Here is an 18,882-nt window from a genome sequence, read left to right as displayed (position 1 = left end):
GCAGTTCGCTTCCAAGCCGTCCTAACCATCACGATCATCACTGAGTGGCTCTGACCGGTTTATGAAACACGCCTTAGTCGCCTCCCTTCTGGCTGTCGCGACGCTCGGTCTGGCCACCGCATCCCCGGCCGCCGCATTCGGTGGCGAGACCTTCGGTTGTCGCGTCGCGCCCGGCACGATCTTCACATGGGAGACCACCTGCCTGAACAGTAAGCCGGCCACCATGTACAACGTCGGATTCGCCGTGCTCAACACGGCCGGCAGCTACACCTACTCGTGGACGGTCACCGGCCCGTATGAGTATGTGATCACCGGCTGCACCACCACCTCATACGACTGCGCCGTTGCCGTGCGGGGTGGTTCCAACGATAGTGAGATCACCGCAAGCGTCACGTACTCCCAGGGCGGGCAGAGCGCCACCCGCAGTGCGACTGCGATCATCCGCGGCTACTGCGGCTCGTACCTCTGCTGAGACCGCTACCGATGCGTCTGCTTACCAGCGGTATTTACGGCGATCTCGGCAAACAGGTTCAGCGGCTGGTAAGCGTCCACCGAAGGCGACGGTAGAAGCGTTCAAACGGTATCCATCATGTCGCCGCCAGGGTTGGTTTCCCTCCTGCGGTAAGGATCGGGCCACGGGCAGCCAGGCGTGGGCGGCCATCGCGAGCTGATGTGGGCGTAACGGGTTCCCCGGTCGCGGACCTGATACTCGTCGAGACCAGCTTCAGTCTTGGCCTGTTGGAATCGGGAACGTGCCGACCAGCCGGGAGGCGACCTACCGGGACGGCAGCGGTGCGGCCGGGCGGACCGCGGTGAACTGGGAGTGCTCGTACCGGGTGGCGGAGAGCAGCAGCAGCCACTCGTCGCAGCCCTGCCACGGGTAGAGGTCGGCGGCGCCGCCGCGTACGGTCCGCAGCCCGTCACCGGCGCGTGGCCGCGCGTCCGCCGGTGCGTCCGCGAAGCCGGGGATCCACACGTCGGCGCAGATCTCGCCGGCCGAGCCCATCGCGGCCAGGCCGAAGGCGTTCTCGGCGGCGGCCGTGCGCTCCTCGTCGCCGAAGTCGTCGAGGATCTGGTCCTCGTCGGGTTTGTCGTCGCCGCGGAACGTCAGCGTGGTGGTGCCGGCGCGGGCCGCGTACTCCCACTCGGCCTCGCTGGGCAGCCGGAACGGCAGGGCGTCGAGCAGGTCGTCCAGGTCGTCCTCGAGGCGGGCCGTGGTGGTGTCCTCGTCGGCGTAGAAGTCCTCGTAGTCGGGCAGCCAGTGCCGGACCTGCGCGACCGTCAGCGGGTGCCGGGCGATCAGGAACGGTTCGACCCGCACCTCCCGCACCGGCTGGGCGTCCGCTGCGCCGGCGAAGAAGGGCTCGAGGGTGTCCTCGACTTCTCCGCTGCGCTCGATGGCGCGTACGGCCTCCAGTTCCGCCTCGGACAGACCCATGCGGAACGTGCCGCCGGGCACCTCCCGGAACACCACACCCGACGCCGTGTGGCGCCAGGCCGGACGCCCGGCCACGATCTCCTCGGTCCACATGGCGCCGAACGCTAGCAGCCGAGAATCTGGTTATGGCGGTCTGATCCACCGTGCGACGTTCCTGGTTTGGGTTGTCCTGGAGTGGCACACCTTGATACCGGAACCCCGCTTCTCGCTTCCCGATCAACGCACCCCTTGATCCGCAAGGCATTCGTCGTCCGAGGCCCGCTCACCAGGTGCCGTCGTCGCGTACGCGGGCCGGCGCCGGGCCGAGCAGCACGTCTACAGCAACGTCACGCCGTGGAGTGCGGCATCAACCGGCTTTTGACGAAGACCTACTAGACGACGCATAGTACCGACCGTATTATGTGGTGCATGATAGCGGCAGTGGGCGGCTCGGAAGCCGCTTCCGAGCGACAGGCCCAGCTACTGCGCGGCTGCCTGGACATGTGCTTGCTTGCGCTGCTTGCCGGCGAGCCGGCGCACGGCTACGAACTCGTCCGCCGACTCGACACCGCCGGATTCGGAACGGTGAGCTACGGCACCGTCTACCCGTTGATCACCCGGTTGCACCGCTTGGGGCTCATCGCCAACGCGCTGCAGCCCAGTCCCAACGGCCCACCCCGCAAGGTCTATCGGCTCACCGATACCGGCCACGATCGGCTGCGCGCTTGGCGCGAGCAGTGGGTCCAGTTCGCTGGCGTCGTGAACGCAACCCTCGCCGTCCGTCCACCGAATCCAGGAGACGACCATGAGCACGTCGACGTCGGCCGTTGACAACCTCCTCGCCGCCGCAGACCGAGAGTGGCGCGCTCTCGGTATTCACCGTCGCGACCGGGTGACTCTCGCGGCCGACCTCCGCGCCGAACTCGAGGCAGCAGCCGCCGACGGGCTCGATCCCGCAGAGCTTCTCGGCGCTGACCCTGCCGAGTTCGCCGTGCGAATCGCCGAGGAAGCCGGCGTGGAGCGCACCCCGCCGCGGTACGGCCAGGTACTCGGCGTTGCGACCGCGGGCGCGATGCTCTCCCTCGTCGTGGGCTACGTCGTGGTCATTAGCCTGCACCAGGCATTCGTGGCGGCATTCGACCTGCCGCGAAGCGTGCGCGTGCCGTTGTGGCTTGCCGCTGGCGTCTTCTACGGCGCCGTCGCAGCGGTTGTCATCGCCGGCGCCATCCTCGCCGTACGCATCGCCCTACGAGACGCGCCCCACATCCGACACACTGCGGCGCGGATGACACTGCTGCTGCCACCCGCTATCGCAGCCGCGATCGCCGCTGCGGCCACCTTCGCCTGGTCGCTCAACTACCCGTTCACCCCACTGGCGATCGCGGCCGAGGCTGCGATTGTCCTCGCTGCCTTCCTTGCGGCAACGACGCTGGCCCGCCGCTGGTCTGTGACGGCGGCGCGGTGATCCGGCCAGCCCAACGGTCATGGCCCGGGCCACTCCTGCGCGTGACCCATCAAGAGGCCAGCAGGGCCTCCGCCACCGCGTCTACTGCTGTGTTCGGCTGCCCGGTGGCCGGCGCTGCGTACTCCTCGACGGCCACGACGGCGAGGGGCTCCCGTCGCCTGCGTCGATGACGCTCGCTGACTGTCGGAAACCCGCCATTCCGGCGGTGCGGCTGCGATCGGTAGACGGCCTCGTGCGGCGGTGGTCGGCCGAGATCGCGCTGGTGAGAGTGGGTTGGGGTGGCGCGGCCACTCGGTGATCGTCGTTCGATCGGGACGGATCTCAGATCTGGCGGTGGCGAGGTGCCACAACGTAACCTCATTGACCGCAACGGGGTGGACGTTGATCGAACCGCCCATTCCACAGGCGCCTCAATCGACGACGTCGCCCGTGTGTGGCGTCCACCGATCGACGATCTGGCGCAAGCTCCGCTCGGCTGGTCGAGCGGGGACTCATTTTCGGACGTGACGACGCAGGGAGCTCAACGCATGGCGACGGATGCCCACGACGGACCGGTTCCGGAAGCAGCCGTACGTGGGCAGCGGGTGCTTGACCTCTTGGACAAGGCAATCGACCTCCAGGGCCCACTGGTACGCAAGAACATCGCCCGGGCCCGCCAGCGGAACCCAGAGGCGACACCAGCAGAGGTGATCCGCAATCTGGAGCGGATGTACGTGGGCGCCCTGACCGGCACGGGTGCCGCGGTTGGCGGAGCCGCAGCGGCGCCCGGCGTCGGCACGGGCGTCGCGCTGGCGCTGTCGGCCGGCGAGGCTCTTTCATCGCTTCAGCTGAGCGCCCTCTTCGCGCTCTCGATCGCCGAGGTCCACGGAGTGCCCATCGACGAGATCGAGCGCCGTCGAACGATCGTGATGGGCATCATGCTCGGCGGGTCCGGCTCCGCCACCATCACCAAGGTCGCCGAGCGTACGGGGCAACACTGGGGACGTCAGGTGGTCGCCAAGGTGCCCGCCGAGACATTACGTCAGATCAACAAGGTCCTGGGGAGACACTTCATCACGAAGTACGGGAGCAAGCAGGGGATCATCGTTCTCGGTCGAGCAGCACCGTTCGGTATCGGCGCGGTGATCGGTGGTGGCGCCAATGCTGCCCTCGCCACTCTGGCTGTACGGGCCGGGCGTCGCGCATTCGGCCCACCTCCGACGTCGTGGCCATGCTGACGCGCAGCACACCGCAGACATCTGAGCGTTCGCTCCGCACGAGCACGCACCCCTAGCCTCCCGACGCGGCAGCGGTGCGACCGGGCGCACTGTGGCGAACCTGCGTGTTCGTACGCGCGAGCAAGGCAGGCGCTGCTCGGTGGAGCGCTATCCGGGCGGTTGGTCGGGCTGGATGCGCAGCGTCGTGATGGTCGTGGCGAGCATGACGTAGTGCCCGACCAGCATGCACAGCTCGATGCACTCGCGCTCGTCCAGGTGGACGCGCAGCGCCGTCCACGCCTCGTCGTCGAGGTCGCGGTGGCGTACCAGCCCGTCGACCGCGACCAGCACCGCGTGCTCACGGGCGGACCACCCGACGCCGATGTCGTCGCTGCTCACGCGCTCGATCTGCGCGTCGGTGACGCCGGCCCGCCGGGCGAGCCTCAGGTGGTGGTCGTGCTCGTAGCGGCAGGCGCACAGGTGCGCGACCCGCAGGATGACCAGTTCGGTCTCCCGGCGCGGCAGCACGCCGCCCGGCATCAGGCGGCGGGCGAAACGCAGCCAGCCGCGAAACAGCGGGCGGTGGCGGCCGAGGGTGAGGAACAGGTTCGGCGGGCCGGTGCCCGTGACCCGGCCGGCCACCCTGGCTGAACAGCCAACCGAACGTACCGACGTCCTGCCGGCCGCCGGGGCTTATGCGGGGCGCGGTCACGGTTGGCCATCCGGCTGCGGCGTGGTCAGCGGCGGACGCTCCGCCTGCGCGATGCGTAGCGCGTCGACCAGCCCGCGTTGGAATCTGCGGTCGAGCAGCGGCTGGACCGCCATGCGCAGCGGCAGCACGGGCCGCACCCAGCCGGGCGCGACGATCCGCCGGCTCCGGCGGGCGACGCCGCGCTCCAACGCGGCGACGCCGACCTCCAACGAGGCGACGCGGTGCAGCCGGCTGCCGTGCAGCAGCGCCGTCGCGGCCCTGGTGCCGAACCCGCGCGAGGTCATGTCGGTGTCCAGCTCGGCGAAGTACGCGCCGCCGGCGCGGGCGCCCGAGGGCCGCAGTTCGACCCGCAGGGTGTTGCCGAGGGCCTCGACCGCGGCCTTGGAGGCGCTGTACGCACCGAGCAGCGGCGCGTGCACCGCTGCGGCCAGTGACGCGATCACCAGCGCGTAGCCGTTCGGGTGGCTGATGTGCGGGGCCGCGGCGCGCAGGGTGTAGTAGGTGCCGAGGACGTTGACGGCGTTCGTCCGCTCGAACACGTCCGGGTCGCCGCCGACCAGCGGCAGTTGGGCGGCAACCCCGGCGTTGGCCACGACGACGTCGAGCCCGCCGAGCCGGTCCACGGCCATCTCGACCGCAGCGTCGACCTGGGCTCGGGAGCGGACGTCGCAGCTGCTCCACGGGGCGTCGCCGCACGCCGCCGACACGTCGGCCAGCAGCTCGGGTTCCAACCCGACGACGGCGACCCTGGCGCCCCGCTGGTGCAACCGACGGGCCAGCGCGGCGCCGATCCCGCGGGCGCCACCGGTGACGAGGACGCGCCTGCCCGTCAGCGACCGGGAACCATCACTCATGGCGGAATTATAGATACTTCCCGATGGATGAACGCGCGAGGCGCGGAACCGCCCGCGCAGTGGCGTCGGCGTCGGTACTCGCCACTGGAGGTTCCGTGTCGCTCACCGCTCCGGTTCGGGGTCCTGCCGTACGGGCTCGTCGGCAGTGCGCCCGTGGCTGAGGAAGTACGCCCCGAAAGCGCCGGCGAGGGTGCCGAACACCACCACGGAATAGACGGCGAGCACCAGTTCGAGTATCTGCGCGAACGTGTCGGTGGCGCCGAGCGGCACACCGGTGATGGTGGTGAGCGCGGCAGCGTGCAGGGCCCGCCCGTGGGTCGGGTAGGAGCCGGTGAGCGTCAGCAACTGCCCGGCGGCCAGGATGACCGTCACCGTCACGACGGCGAGCCAGGCCAGCCGGTTGGTGAGCAGCCGGCCCGCCGAGCGGGAGCCGCGCACGGCGGCGGCGACCACTCCGGCTCCCCGGGCGGCGCGAAGCGCGATGGCCGCGCGGGCGAACCGCAGGAAGGGCACGACGAGGAAGATCACCTGCCACCAGTTCTGCCGCCAGAACTGTCGGGCGCGGTGCCGGGACAGCCAGGCACGCAGGGCGAACTCCGCCACGAACACGGCCCACAGGATCCAACCGGCGATCGTGAGGATGGTGCTGAGCGGCTCGTCGTGGGTGAACGCCTGCACGAGCACCAACAGCAGGAACAGGAGGCCGAGAATCCCCATCGGCTTGTCGAGCCGGTCGGTGAGATCGTCGAGACGGGAACCGTCCTCTCGACGGTTGTGCGCCCGGGCGGCACGTCCGCCCTCACGCTGGGGGCGGTCGCCGTCTCCGTCGGAGTGCCCGGCCGACACGCTCAGGCACCACCGGGGTGGGTCTCGGCAGCGGCGGGAGCGGGCCGGACCGCCCGCGATGCGTCCCGCCGGCGGCGGGCACCGTACCCTCGCCTCCCACTGGTCACGATCGTCTGCATGATCTGGCTCCTCGGGCCGGTGGTCGCGACGCGTTGTCGACAACCGACCGTAGGGGCTCTATCGCGCCCCGACCGCCCGTTTGCGTCAAGTGCCGAACCGTCGCGGCTGCCGCTCCCGGGCTGACGGCACATCACGCCCCAAATGATGTCTATCCCTCGATGCCGTTGGTAGGGTGCTGCGGTGCCTCCCCCTTCCACCGTCAGCGCGCCACCGGGCGAACGCCCCCTGACCTCCGAATCCACGCCCTCCACCGCCCGACAGGTGCGGCGCGCCCGCTTCAGCGAGTCCGGTCTCGCGTGGCTGATGCTGCTGCCCTCGGTGGGGGTCTTCGCCCTGTTCGTGTTCTGGCCGCTCGGGCGGACCCTGTACCTCTCCGTGCACGGCAACGACATCTTCGGCGCCGCGTCCGAGTACGTCGGCGCGGCGCACTACCGGGACATGCTGTCCGGGGAGTTCGGCGGGGTGCTGGCCACGACGGCGCTGTTCACTCTCTTCTCGGTGGTGCCGGCCGTGCTGGGCGCGCTGTTCGTGGTGCTGCTGCTGGAGGCGCGCATCCGGGGCGTACGGGCGCTGCGCACCGCGTTCGCGCTGCCGTTCGCGTTCTCGGTGGCGACCGCGTCGGTCATCTTCGCCGTCATCTACAACCCGGCGATCGGGGTGGCGAACGGCCTGCTCGGCTCCCTCGGCATCGACCGGGTCAACTGGCTCACCGACCCGTCGATCGCGCTGCCGGCCGTCTGCGCCGCGACGGTGTGGATGAACTTCGGCTACAACATCCTCGTGCTCTCCGCCGGGGTCTCGGCGATCTCGCCGGAGGTGGTCGAGGCGGCGCGGCTGGACGGCGCGACCGGGTGGCGGCTGGCGACGCGGATCACCGTGCCGCTGCTCTCCCCGCAGCTGTTCTTCCTCGTGGTGGTCTCCACGATCCACGCCCTGCAGAGCTTCGGGCAGATCCACATCCTGACCAAGGGCGGGCCGGACCAGGCCACGACGACCCTGGTCTACTCGATCTACGAGAAGGCGTTCGCCTTCGGCTCCTCCGACTTCGGCGCGGCCAGCGCGCAGGCCGTCGTGCTGCTGGTCATCATGCTCGGCTGCACGGCCGTCCAATTCGGCGTCCTCGAACGGCGGGTCCACTACCGATGAAAAAGCTCAACCTCGGGCGGATCGCCGTCTACGTCGTGCTCGGCCTGGCGGCGATCCCCGTGCTCTTCCCGGTCTACTACGGCTTCGTCGGCGCCGTGATGGGGCCCGGCGACCTGGCGACCTACCCGCCCGCGCTGGTGCCGAGCGCGCTGCACTGGCAGAACGTCACCGACGTGTTCAGCTCGGTGCCGCTCGGCCGCTTCTACGCCAACTCCGCCGTGCAGGCCGGCGTCATCACGGTCGCGCAGGTCGTCACCAGCATCTTCGCCGCGTACGCCTTCGCGTTCCTGCGCCTGCCGGCGAAGGCGGCGACGTTCAGCCTCTTCCTCGCCACCCTCATGGTGCCGTGGGAAGCGATCATCATCCCCAACTACCTGGCCATCTCCGACTGGGGCCTGACGCGCGGAGGGCTGACGTACCTCGGCCTGGTGCTGCCCTTCCTCGCCTCGGCGTTCGGCACGTTCCTGCTGCGGCAGGCGTTCCTTCAGTTCCCGACCGAGCTGCGCGACGCCGCAGTGATCGACGGGTGCGGCCACTGGCGCCTGCTGTGGCGGGTCATCGTGCCGCTGTCGAAGCCCTCCATCGCGGCGGTCGGGGTCTACGTCTTCCTCTCGGCGTGGAACCAGTACTTCTGGCCGCTGATCCTCATCCGCGACACCGAGTTCCAGACGCTGCAGATCGGCATCTCCCAGCTCAACGACGCCGAGGCGGCGCAGCCGGGTCTCGTCCTCGCCGGCGTCGCGTTGTCGCTGCTACCCACGCTGGCCGTCGTGATCTTCGGCCAGCGCTACATCGTCCGCGGGCTGACCGCCGGGGCGCTGCGTTGAACCATCGAGAAGGAGAACCCATGAGAAGACCTCGGCTCCGCCGTAGCGCGGCGGCGTTCGTCGCCGTCGTGGCCGCCGCCGCGCTCACCGCGTGCGGCGACTCCGGCTCCGGCACCGACGGCGGCAGTGGCGCGCTCGACGCGCCCGGCGCCGAGGTGCTGGAGAAGGCCACGGACAAGACCACGATCGAGTTCTGGCACGCGATGAAGGGGGCCAACGCCACCGCCGTCGACCAGCTCGTGGCCGACTTCAACGCCCAGAGCGGCGGCAAGGTCGAGGTCAAGGCGGTCTTCCAGGGAAGCTACGACGAGACGATCGCGAAGTACAAGGCGTCGGTGCAGCAGAAGAGCACGCCGGCGCTGGTGCAGATCTACGACATCGGCAGCCGCTTCATGGTCGACTCGAAGCAGGTCGTGCCGATGCACAAGTTCATCGAGAAGGACGGCTTCAACGCCGGCGACATCGAGCCCAACATCGCCAGTTACTACTCGGTCGACGGCAAGCTCTGGTCGATGCCGTTCAACTCCTCGACGCCCCTGCTGTACCTCAACAAGGAGGCGTTCGAGCGGGCCGGCCTCGACCCGACGAAGCCGCCGAAGGACCTCACCGAGATCGGCGAGCTGGCCAAGAAGCTCACCGTCAAGGACGCCAGCGGCAAGACGGTCCAGTACGGCTTCAACGCCGCCATCTACGGCTGGCTGGTGGAGCAGTTGCTCGCCACCGACGGCAAGGAGTACTGCGACAACGGCAACGGGCGCAAGGGCCTGGCCACGAAGGTGCAGTTCGACCAGGAGACGGCCGTACGCGTCGCGCAGTGGTGGACGGACCTGGTGAAGGGCGGCTACGCGACCAACACCGGCCGCAAGACCGACGACGCCCAGGCGGCCTTCAAGTCGGGCACCGTCGCCATGCACCTGGAGTCCACCAGCGTGCTGCGCGGTTACGTCGACGCCGCGAAGGGCAAGTTCACCGTGCTCACCGCCCCGTACCCGAAGGTGAGCGCCGCCTCGACGGGCGGACCGATCATCGGTGGCGCCTCGCTGTGGATCAACGGCGTCGGCCACAGCGACAAGGAGAAGCGGGCCGCCTGGGAGTTCGTGAAGTTCGCCTCCGGGCCCGTCGAGCAGGCCAAGTGGCACACCAGCACCGGGTACGTGCCGATCAACGCCAAGGCGCTCGACGAGCAGATCGACAAGGACTGGATGGCGAAGTTCCCCCAGTTCCGCACCGCCGTCGACCAGCTGCACGCGCTGCCGCCGTCGGTCGCGTCGGCCGGCTGCCTGCTGGGCGTGATGCCGCAGGCCCGCAAGGCCTCCGAGGACGGCCTCGAGGCGGCCATCGTCGGCAGCAAGCCGGCCGAGCAGGCCATGAAGGACGCGGCGGCGAGCGTGCAGGGCGCCATCGACAGCTACAACAAGTCGGTCGGCTGACCACCGCACCGCGCTGATCGTCGGGAAGGGCCAGTTCCGTCGGAACTGGCCCTTCCCGCTGCCCGCCCGCCGTCCCACGGGCGTCGGCCGGCCACCGAGTGCGCACCTCGTGGGGCGGGCGTGCGGGCGGTTCCTAGGGTGGGGCTCGTCCGTCGATCGAGGGAGAGAGCGTTGGCGCCGTCGTACCGCCCACCCCGTTGGAGCCTGGCAGGGGCGGCCCTGGGTCTGCTCGTCGGGCTCGCCGCCTGCACCGGCCCCCGGGCGGAGCCGCCCGAGCGGCCGGCGCCGCGCGTCGAGGTGACCCAGGAGAGCCTGCGCGGAAGAGAGGGACAAGCGGAACAGGAGGGCCGGCCGCCGGTCTGGTCGGTGACGGCCGGGCGGGTCGACCAGCCGCTGACGCAGCTCGGCCAGGTCGTCGTCGTGCCCGACGGGCGGGAGCTGCGCGCGGTGGACCGCTCCACGGGGCAGGACCGGTGGCGTCACCCGTTCCCGGTGAGCTACCGGTACGCGGTCGCGGGCGACCTGATCGTCGTCAGCGCCAACAACGGTGGGCCGCTGGAGGTGCTCGACGCGGCCACCGGCGCCACCCGCTGGCGGACGGAGGACACCCAGGACGTCGTCGTCCAGCAGCAGAACGTCTACCACCGCGCGTGCGTCGGCACCGGACGGTCCGCGACGTGTGTGGTCGTCGCCCGGGACGTGCGCGACGGTCGTCAACTGTGGAAGCTGCCCGCCGACCGGTTCGCCCGGGTGACCGACGAGGCGATCGGCGTCCGCGCGCCGCACGCCGCGCCCACAGGGCGGTACGTGGCGGTGCGGCTGGACGGGCGCACCTACACCACCGTCGCGGCCGCCACCGGCAAGGCCGGTGCCGGTCGGTTGCCGAGCCGCGCCTGGCACGGCTTCGTCGCCGGTGGCCTGCTGGTGACCACCGACCACGATCCGCCCCGCGGCGACCGGCGGTGCACGGTCGACATCGCCACCGTCGACGCGGCCACCGGTGCCGGAGGCTGGTCCGGCGAGGTCTTCAGCGGGCGTCGCGAGGACGGCGAGTGTGTCAAGCGGCTGGCGCACGACCGCAGCGGCCTGACCATGATCGGGGCCGGTACCCGGCTCGTCGCGGTCACCGCCGCCGGCCGGCCCCAGGCGGTGGACCTGCGGACCGGAAAGACGCAGTGGGAGGCCGCCACCCCCGGCGTACCGGTCGACGGGGACGACCGGTCGGTGCTGGTGCGGCGCACCGCCGACGGCGGCGAGCTGGCCCTGCTCGACGCGGCCACCGGCGCGACGCGGTGGAGCGCGCCGGATCCGGGGTTGGCTGGCACCTCGGCGAGCTGGCGGTCGAGCGTGACCCGACGCCTCGTGGCGGTCAGCGGCGCGGTCGAGCAGCGGCCGGTCGTGCTCGTCCACGACGTGTCGACCGGCCGCCAGCTGGGCCGGTATCCCGGTTGGCTCGCCGGCGCCGGGGACGACTGGGTGGCGGTCAGCCACTCCGGGGGACCGGACGGGATCGCCCTGGACCTGTACGCCTTCTGAACCGGTCCACCGGGAGCGGCGGTCGGCCGGCTGCCGCTCCCGGCTGGCCGAGCAGCGCCGCCCGCGCGACGCGGAGGCGATAGTCCCCGGCCCGCCCGGGCCGGGGACCACCAACGGATGCCGTCGCTGCGGCACGCCGCCCTCAGCGCAGGCGGGCCTCGATGGCCTCGATGACGCGCGGGCGCAGCTCCGCCGCGCGGATGACGGCGTCGACGGAACCGACCTCGACCGCGCGCTGGATGTTGTGCACCCGGTCGAACTCGGCGGCCACCTCGCCCAGCTTCTCCACGCGTACCGAGGAGCGCAGCTCGTCGAGCTCCGCCGTCAGCGCCGCGCGGTCGGTGCCGGAGGCGGCCGCGACGCGGGCCTCCAGCTCCCGCACGCGCGGGTCGGCGGCGGTACGGGCGTTGACGTCGCCGGAGAACACCACCGCGGCGGCGGGGGCGCCGCCGAGCACCGAGGCGAACGAGCCCTCCAGGGCGAGCACGGTCATGTTCGGGTTCAGCGCCTTGGAGAAGACCACGAACGCGCCCCCGTGGTAGCGGGAGATCACGCAGAACACGATGGGCCCGCGGAAGTTGACGATGGCCCGGCCGATCTCCGCGCCGTACTCCAGTTGCAGGTTGCGCATCGACTCCGGCGAGCCGTCGAAGCCGGACAGGTTCGCCAGCACCACCAGCGGCCGGTTGCCGCTGGCCGCGTTGATCGCCCGCGCGGCCTTCTTCGACGAGCGCGGGAACAGGGTGCCCGCGGTGTAGGTGTCCGGGCCGTCGGTGGGCGGGAAGCCGCGCCGCGGCACCGCCCGCGACTCGATGCCGATGAGGCACACCGGCATGCCGCCGAGGTGTACGTCCTGCACCGCCACGGTCTCCGCGTCGGCCATGCCCGCCCACCGTTCCAGCACCGGGCGGTCCTGGTCGGACAGCGCCCGCATCACGGTCCGGATGTCGAACGGCTTCTTGCGGTCCGGGTTGGCCCCGGCGGAGAAGATCTCGCCGACGGTGGTGAAGTCGCTGCCCGCCACGATGTGCGGGAAGTCGGAGATGTCACGGTCGACGGGGTCGCTCGTGCGTGCCCGCCGTGGCCGCTGCTCGCCGGGCACGACGTACGTGTGCTGGTAGTGGGCCATCAGCACGTCGCGCGCGGCGGCCAGGTTCGGCGCCCAGTACTGCGCCTGCCCGTTCGGGCCCATCACCCGGTCGTAGCCGCCGATGCCGAAGTTGTCCTCGGCCGACACCCCGCCGGAGAAGTCGAGCGACTGCTTGCCGGTGAGCACCATCGCCGAGTCCGGCGTCATCACCAGGATGCCCTTGGTGTGCATGAGCATCGTCGCCTCGGCGTTCCAGTACGGCTGCGCGCCGACGGTGATGCCCGCGACCACGATGTTGATCTCGCCGCCGTCCTGGGTGAACTCGACGATCCGCTTGAGCGCCGCGGCCACCCAGTCCATGTTCTCGGTGCCCGACTCCATGGAGATCCGGGCGCCCGCGGACAGCGCGTACCACTCCAGCGGCACCTGCATCCGCTCGGCCAGGTCCAGCGCGGCGATCACGCGGCGGCACTCCGGCTCCGACAGCGCGCCGAGCGCCTTCGTCGGGTCGCCGAGCAGCACGACCCGGGTGACGCCCTGCGGGTGCCGGCGGGTCGGGGTGCTCACCACACCGGCGACGATCGCCGCGCTGTTGCGCCCCTTCGGCCGGTCGACCGGCACCAGCGCGTGGTTCTCGTCGAGGTCGTGCTCGACGAAGGTGCCGAGCAGGTCGGTCAGCTCGTACGGGTACACCGCGTTGCGGCTGCTCGCGCGCAGCACCTTCTGCCGGTAGTCGTCGAGCGGCTCGACCGGCTCCTCCGACGGCTCGCCGACCGTCAGCTTCGTGCCGCCGGTGGCGTCGAACGCGATGCGTACGGCGATCTTCGTCAGCTCGCCGGTCCTGGCGTCGCGCTGCCGCGCGATGAACAGGATCTCCTCCAGCCCGGCGCCCGCGGTCGTCGGCAGCACGCGCTGGGCGATCATCTTCAGCTCGGCGCGGGTGAGGTCGCTCGGCGGCCAGACGTAGACGACGATCCGGTTGGTGCTGAAGCGCTTGCGCGACGGGCGCCGCGACTGCGCGCGGCGGATCGAGTCGAGACAGGTGGCGAGCACGTCCTCGGCCGTCGGCAGCGCCACCAGCCGGCCGTCGTGCTCGCGCAGCTCGGCCAGGTCGCGTACCTGCGCGAACGCGACGAGGCGGTCGTCCGACGGGTTCTCCCGCGCGACGCACTGGTAGAGGTAGACCTCCTCGTCCGACGACGGCAGCCGGGTGAGGTCGAACCTGCTCAGCCGCTCCATCTGCATGCGCTGCGCGATGTACGGGTGCAGGCCGCGGATCAGCCGCTCCTCGCTCATCCCCATGGTCGACGGGCGGAAGGTGAAGTGGTGGTGCATCACCGCGCCGCTGCGACCCGCGACGGTGGTGGTGAGCCGGCGGACCTGGTTCGGCAGCGGGTGCGCGTTGACGACCTCGTGCAGCGCCGCGGCCATCGCGTCGAAGTCCTCCGGCTGCCCCTCCCACGCCAGGTAGATGTCGACGTCGATGGCGTCGTGGCCGCTCGCCAGCTCCGTGAGTCCGCGCAGCGCGCTGCCCAGCGCCTCGAAGCGCACGGCCGAGGAGACCACGCACGAGTCGGCCCGCTCGGCCACCACGAACGTGCAGCCCTCGACCTTGCTGGTGCGTACGCCGGTGAGGCCCTTGTTGCCGTAGTAGCGCCGGGTCAGCACCTCCAGCATGACCGCGTTGTCCAGGTGGTCGCGGACGAGCCGCTGGCCGAGCAGCCGCACCAGCGGCTCGGTGGAGCGCACCATCTCGGCGATGCGCTCCGCCCGGTCCGGCGCGTCGGGGTGCGCGTCCAGGTGGCGCAGGTGCCGGCGGACGTCGGCGTAGACGCGGGCGCGGTTGCGGCGCAGCAGCGGCTGGGCGAACCAGGCGAACACGACGCCGCGCGCGAGGTCGGAGACCACCGGGAAGCGCACCTGCGTCGCGGCCACCAGCCGCTCCAGCGCGAGGCCGGCGGGCTCGCGCAGCGACTCGTCCGGCGGCGGCTCCCGCAGCCAGGCGCGCAGCAGGGTCGCGACGACCGTGGCGTCGGCGGACGCGCGTTGCAGGGCGAGGAAGATCCGGAAGACGGCGGCTTCCAGCTCGGGGGAGCGCTCCAGCTCGGTGACGCCGTAGTGCCCGAGGGCCTTGGCGAGCTTGGCCTGGAAGGTCTCCGGCAGGCCGGCCCGCTCGACGTCGAGGTACTGCAGGTAGGTGTGGAAGTACTCGCGGGCGCTGGGCACGTGGCCGCCGCCGTCCTCGCCCGTCGGCCGGTTGCGGCTCAGCTCGGTGAGGTCGGCGAACACCTCGATGAGGTCGAGCTCCTCGGCCAGCGGCCGGTGACCCGCCTCGGTGGCGCCCTGGCGCGCGGCGAGGTAGTCGTCGAGCAGCCGGCGCTCGTCGTGCGGGTCGACGTCGAAGCCCAGCAGCAGGCTGCGCAGGTCCTCCTGCCCGCGCGTGGCGCGCTCACGCGCCGGGACCGCCTCGGCGGCGACGGGCAGGTCCAGCTCGACGGACTCGGTCGAGGTCTCCGCGGCCTCGGCGTCGTCGCCGAGCGGCTCCAGCCGCAGCAGCGGCGCGCCCGCCTCGACCTGGGTGCCCACCGACACGACGCACTCCCGCAGCCGCGCCCGGAACGGCGCGCGCAGCACCGTCTCCATCTTCATGCTCTCCAGCACCAGCACGGGCGCGCCCGCCTCGACCTCGGCCCCGACCAGCAGCGGCGTCGCGACGACCAGCGCCGGCATCGGCGAGCGCAGCACGCCGCCCTCGTCGCGGCTGACCCGGTGCGCCACGCCGTCCACCTCGACCAGGTGGATCGGCCCGTGGGTGCCGATGAGCAGGCGGTAACGGGCGCCGTTGACGACGATCTGCCCGGAGTGCCGGTCGAAGCGGTCCAGCTCGACGTCGGCGGTGCGCACGGCGCCACCGGCCTCGATGCCGACGCGGAAGCGGTGCGCGCCGACCCGCGCGACGCGTACGCGGTAGCCGGCGCCGCGGAGCTTGAGGTCCAGCGGCCGGCCGCTCTCGTGCTGCACCTGCGGGCGCCCGCCGAACGCCGTCGACAGCAGCCGCTGACGCTCGACGCGTTCCTCCTCCTCGTACGCCTCGATGGCGGCCGCCGCCAGCGCGACGGCGGAGTGCCGGTGCGTGACGAGCCTGCCCTCGCCCCGGACGCGGTCGATCCAGCCGGTGTCCGCGCTGGCGTCGATCACCTCCGGCTGGTCGAGCAGGTCGAGCACGAAGCTCTTGTTCGTCGCGCCACCCTCGATGATCACCGTGGTCTGCGCCATCGCGCGGCGCAGCCGGCCGAGCGCCTCGTCGCGGTCGCGGCCGTACGCGATGATCTTCGCGATCATCGAGTCGAAGTCGGCGGGGATGGTGTCGCCCTCGCTGACGCCGGTGTCCACGCGGATGCCCGGGCCGGCCGGCAGGTCGAGGCGCGCGATGCGGCCGGGGGAGGGCGCGAAGTCGCGGTCGGGGTCCTCGGCGTTGAGCCGGGCCTCGATGGCGTGCCCGCGCTCCACCGGCGGGCCGCCTTCGAGCCGCCCGCCCGAGGCCACGTGCAGCTGCGCCTTGACCAGGTCGAAGCCGGTGGTGGACTCGGTGATCGGGTGCTCGACCTGGAGGCGGGTGTTGACCTCCAGGAACGCGAACAGCCGGTCGCCGGGGTGGTAGAGGAACTCCACGGTCGCCGCGCCCCGGTAGGCGACCGCGACGGCCAGCCGCTCGGCCGACGCCTTCAGCTCGGCCGTCTGCTCAGGACCGAGCACCGGCGACGCCGACTCCTCGATGACCTTCTGGTTGCGCCGCTGCACGGAGCAGTCGCGGACGCCGAGCGCCCACGCGGTGCCCTGGCCGTCGGCGATCACCTGGACCTCGACGTGGCGGGCGCCGGTGACCAGGCGCTCCAGGAAGACGACGCCGCTGCCGAACGCCCGGGCGGCCTCCTGGCTGGTGCGCTCGTAGGCGTCGGCGAGCTCCGCCTCGCTGGTGATGACGCGGATGCCGCGCCCGCCGCCGCCGGCGGTCGCCTTGAGCATCAGCGGGTAGCCGATCTCGGCGGCCGCCGCCAGGGCGGCGTCGAGGGTCTCGACCGCGCCGCGGCTCCACGGCGCGACCGGCACGCCGACCTCCTCGGCGATCAGCTTCGCGCCGATCTTGTCGCCGAGCTTGCGCATGGCCTCCGGGCTCGGCCCGACGAAGGTGACACCGACCTTCTCGCACAGCTCCGCGAACGCCGGGTCCTCGGCGACGAAGCCCCAGCCGACCCACGCGGCGTCGGCCCCGGTCTCGACCAGCGCGCGCTCCAGCACCTTCAGGTCGAGGTACGGGCGCGCGGACGCGGGACCGAGGTCGTAGGACAGGTCCGCCTCGCGGACGAAGGTGGCCGTACGGTCGACGTCGGTGTGCAGGGCTACGGTCTCGATCCGTGTCCCGGTCTCCGCGGCGATGTCCCGTACGGCGTGGATGAGCCGCATGGCGGCCTCACCGCGGTTGACGATGGCGACACGTTTGAACACTCGACCAAGCCCTCCTGTAGAAACCCATGATGTGCCATGCCGCCACGCCGCGGCATCTTCGGCAGTGTCCACCCTTGCATCCCGGGATCAGAACCCCAGGGGTCCGCCTCCCTTCGCGCGTGGCGCGATAGCACGTGCCTGACCAGCGGAAACGCTGCCTGGGGTCGGAGCTTCTTCCTGATGCGTGGCGGGATCTTCCATTTGCTGGGACGCCGGGCCGGCGGGCGTCCCCGGAACCCCTACCGCCGCGACGGGGGTCGACGCGGCACTGGGGTCGGTCACCGCGCCGTGTCGCACCGTGGTCGGGCGGGCTGTGAACTGCGTTACCTCGCCGCCGGACGGGAATGAGATCATCGGATCCGGATTTGCAGCCAGGTGTGACTCCTACACCGCTGACGGGCCGGCCGCGCGACGACCGGCCGGAGACGATCCGTTGACCGCCGCCGTCGACACCGGCGAGGCTCCGGCGGCCCGGCCGACGCCGGGCGAGCTGATGAGCCCCCGGCAACGCCTGCGGCTCGTCCTCGTCCTCGGGTCGCTGACCGCGGTGGGCCCGCTGACCATCGACATGTACCTGCCGGCGCTGCCGGCCATCGTCGCCGACTTCCAGACCACGTCGGCGGCGGTCCAACTGACCCTCACCGGCACCCTGGCGGGCCTCGCCATCGGCCAGTTGCTGATCGGCCCGCTGTCCGACGCCGTCGGCCGGCGCGCGCCGCTGATCGCCGGCGTCGCGCTGTACGTCGTGGCGTCACTGCTCTGCGCCGTCGCACCGAGCGTCGCCGTCCTCGGTGGCCTGCGGGTGGTGCAGGGCCTCGGCGTCGCCGCCGCCTCGGTGGTCGCCATGGCCGTGGTCCGCGACCTGTTCGACGGCGCGGCCTTCGCCAAGCTGCTGTCGCGGCTGCTGCTGGTCATGGGGGCGGCGCCGATCCTCGCCCCGACCCTCGGGGGCGGCCTGCTGCGCTGGACGGACTGGCGCGGCGTGTTCATCGCCCTGGCCGCCTTCGGCGTGGTGCTCGTCGTGGTCGCCGCGCTGGGCCTGCGCGAGACGCTGCCGGCCGAGCGCCGCCGGCGCGGCGGGGCCGTCGCGACGCTGTCCGTGTACGGCGCGCTGCTGCGCGACCGTACGTTCGTGGGCCTGGTCCTGGTCGCCGGGCTGGCCATGGCGGCGCTGTTCGCGTACGTGGCCGGGTCGTCGTTCGTCCTGCAACAGCAGTACGGCCTCAACGAGCAGCAGTTCGGGCTGGCCTTCGGAGCCGGTGCCGTCGGGCTGATCGCGGCCACCCAGTTCAACGTACGGCTGCTGCGCCGGCACTCGCCGCAGCGGATCCTGGTCGTCGCCCTGGGCGCGGGGAGCGTGGCCGGCCTGGCGCTGCTGGCCTTCGCCGTGACCGGGATCGGCGGGCTGCCCAGCCTGCTCGTGTCGCTGTGGGTGGTGCTCGCGGCGGCGGGCCTCGCGATGCCGAACGCGCCGGCCCTGGCCCTGTCCCGCCACGGCGAGGCGGCCGGCACGGCCTCCGCCCTGCTCGGCGCCGTGCAGTTCGGCGTCGGCGCGCTGGCCGCGCCCCTGGTGGGCGTGCTCGGCACCGGCGCGGTCGCCATGGCCGTCGTCGTCGCGGGCGGCATGCTGGCGGCGACGGCGGTCCTGCTCCTCGTGGTGCGCCCGGCCCGCCTCGCCGGCCTCGAACCGGAGGCGGGGGTCCTGGCGGCGCACTGAGGGCCTGCACGCCGCGGCGG

At 71.8% G+C, this 18,882-nt stretch carries 14 protein-coding genes; 9 read left to right on the top strand and 5 right to left on the bottom strand.

The window, feature by feature from the left end:
• The first annotated feature begins 61 nt into the window (after positions 1 to 61).
• On the top strand, positions 62 to 472 hold the full coding sequence (locus tag ACTMS2_RS28775; RefSeq protein WP_441178185.1) for a hypothetical protein: 411 nt from the start codon (positions 62 to 64) through the stop codon (positions 470 to 472).
• Positions 473 to 775: 303 nt separating this feature from the next.
• On the opposite strand, the gene ACTMS2_RS28770 is transcribed toward ACTMS2_RS28775, so the two are convergent.
• Positions 776 to 1,531, bottom strand: a complete 756-nt coding sequence (locus ACTMS2_RS28770) for a formylglycine-generating enzyme family protein (protein WP_441178184.1) — start codon at positions 1,529 to 1,531, stop codon at positions 776 to 778.
• A 315-nt stretch (positions 1,532 to 1,846) separates the two neighbouring features.
• On the opposite strand from ACTMS2_RS28770, the gene ACTMS2_RS28765 reads away from it, so the two are divergent.
• The 3 genes from ACTMS2_RS28765 to ACTMS2_RS28755 all read left to right on the top strand — a co-directional run bounded on the left by ACTMS2_RS28765 (position 1,847) and on the right by ACTMS2_RS28755 (position 4,099).
• A complete protein-coding gene (locus ACTMS2_RS28765; protein WP_441178183.1) occupies positions 1,847 to 2,248 on the top strand; it encodes a PadR family transcriptional regulator in 402 nt (133 codons plus the stop codon).
• The gene (locus ACTMS2_RS28760; protein WP_441178182.1) at positions 2,223 to 2,882 is read left to right on the top strand and encodes a hypothetical protein; all 660 of its coding nucleotides are present in this window, start codon (positions 2,223 to 2,225) and stop codon (positions 2,880 to 2,882) included. Before ACTMS2_RS28765 ends, ACTMS2_RS28760 begins: the two co-directional genes overlap by 26 nt.
• A gap of 341 nt (positions 2,883 to 3,223) precedes the next feature.
• The gene (locus ACTMS2_RS28755; RefSeq protein ID WP_441178181.1) at positions 3,224 to 4,099 is read left to right on the top strand and encodes a hypothetical protein; all 876 of its coding nucleotides are present in this window, start codon (positions 3,224 to 3,226) and stop codon (positions 4,097 to 4,099) included.
• 147 nt (positions 4,100 to 4,246) lie between these two features.
• Here ACTMS2_RS28755 and ACTMS2_RS28750 read toward each other — a convergent pair whose 3' ends face one another.
• From ACTMS2_RS28750 to ACTMS2_RS28740, 3 genes are all read right to left on the bottom strand, one after another.
• A complete protein-coding gene (locus ACTMS2_RS28750; RefSeq protein WP_441178180.1) occupies positions 4,247 to 4,720 on the bottom strand; it encodes a carboxymuconolactone decarboxylase family protein in 474 nt (157 codons plus the stop codon).
• A 66-nt stretch (positions 4,721 to 4,786) separates the two neighbouring features.
• Positions 4,787 to 5,644 carry an SDR family NAD(P)-dependent oxidoreductase gene (locus ACTMS2_RS28745; protein ID WP_441178179.1) on the bottom strand — a complete coding sequence of 286 codons (858 nt, stop codon included), beginning with the start codon at positions 5,642 to 5,644 and terminating at the stop codon, positions 4,787 to 4,789.
• Between the two features lie 102 nt (positions 5,645 to 5,746).
• The gene (locus ACTMS2_RS28740) at positions 5,747 to 6,361 is read right to left on the bottom strand and encodes a hypothetical protein (protein ID WP_441178178.1); all 615 of its coding nucleotides are present in this window, start codon (positions 6,359 to 6,361) and stop codon (positions 5,747 to 5,749) included.
• A 429-nt stretch (positions 6,362 to 6,790) separates the two neighbouring features.
• Between ACTMS2_RS28740 and ACTMS2_RS28735 the strand changes: the two genes are divergently transcribed.
• From ACTMS2_RS28735 to ACTMS2_RS28720, 4 genes are all read left to right on the top strand, one after another.
• Positions 6,791 to 7,756 carry a carbohydrate ABC transporter permease gene (locus ACTMS2_RS28735; RefSeq protein WP_357718789.1) on the top strand — a complete coding sequence of 322 codons (966 nt, stop codon included), beginning with the start codon at positions 6,791 to 6,793 and terminating at the stop codon, positions 7,754 to 7,756.
• Entirely contained in the window at positions 7,753 to 8,583 is an 831-nt protein-coding gene (locus ACTMS2_RS28730; RefSeq protein ID WP_089000488.1) for a carbohydrate ABC transporter permease, read from the top strand. The genes ACTMS2_RS28735 and ACTMS2_RS28730 overlap by 4 nt, the downstream gene beginning before the upstream one ends.
• 20 nt (positions 8,584 to 8,603) lie before the next feature.
• The gene (locus ACTMS2_RS28725) at positions 8,604 to 10,013 is read left to right on the top strand and encodes an ABC transporter substrate-binding protein (RefSeq protein WP_350822745.1); all 1,410 of its coding nucleotides are present in this window, start codon (positions 8,604 to 8,606) and stop codon (positions 10,011 to 10,013) included.
• Positions 10,014 to 10,184: 171 nt separating this feature from the next.
• Positions 10,185 to 11,549 carry an outer membrane protein assembly factor BamB family protein gene (locus ACTMS2_RS28720; protein ID WP_441178177.1) on the top strand — a complete coding sequence of 455 codons (1,365 nt, stop codon included), beginning with the start codon at positions 10,185 to 10,187 and terminating at the stop codon, positions 11,547 to 11,549.
• 142 nt (positions 11,550 to 11,691) lie between these two features.
• Here ACTMS2_RS28720 and ACTMS2_RS28715 read toward each other — a convergent pair whose 3' ends face one another.
• Complete coding sequence (locus tag ACTMS2_RS28715; RefSeq protein ID WP_441178176.1) at positions 11,692 to 17,145, bottom strand: ATP-binding protein; 5,454 nt, start codon at positions 17,143 to 17,145, stop codon at positions 11,692 to 11,694.
• 493 nt (positions 17,146 to 17,638) lie between these two features.
• Between ACTMS2_RS28715 and ACTMS2_RS28710 the strand changes: the two genes are divergently transcribed.
• The gene (locus ACTMS2_RS28710) at positions 17,639 to 18,862 is read left to right on the top strand and encodes a multidrug effflux MFS transporter (protein WP_441178187.1); all 1,224 of its coding nucleotides are present in this window, start codon (positions 17,639 to 17,641) and stop codon (positions 18,860 to 18,862) included.
• The last annotated feature ends 20 nt before the right edge of the window (positions 18,863 to 18,882 follow it).

The sequence above is a fragment of the Micromonospora sp. SD12 genome, assembly GCF_052068495.1.
GTDB lineage: Bacteria > Actinomycetota > Actinomycetes > Mycobacteriales > Micromonosporaceae > Micromonospora > Micromonospora echinofusca.
Note: the sequence above shows the minus strand (reverse complement) of the source record. Positions and strands in the feature narration are given on the sequence as shown.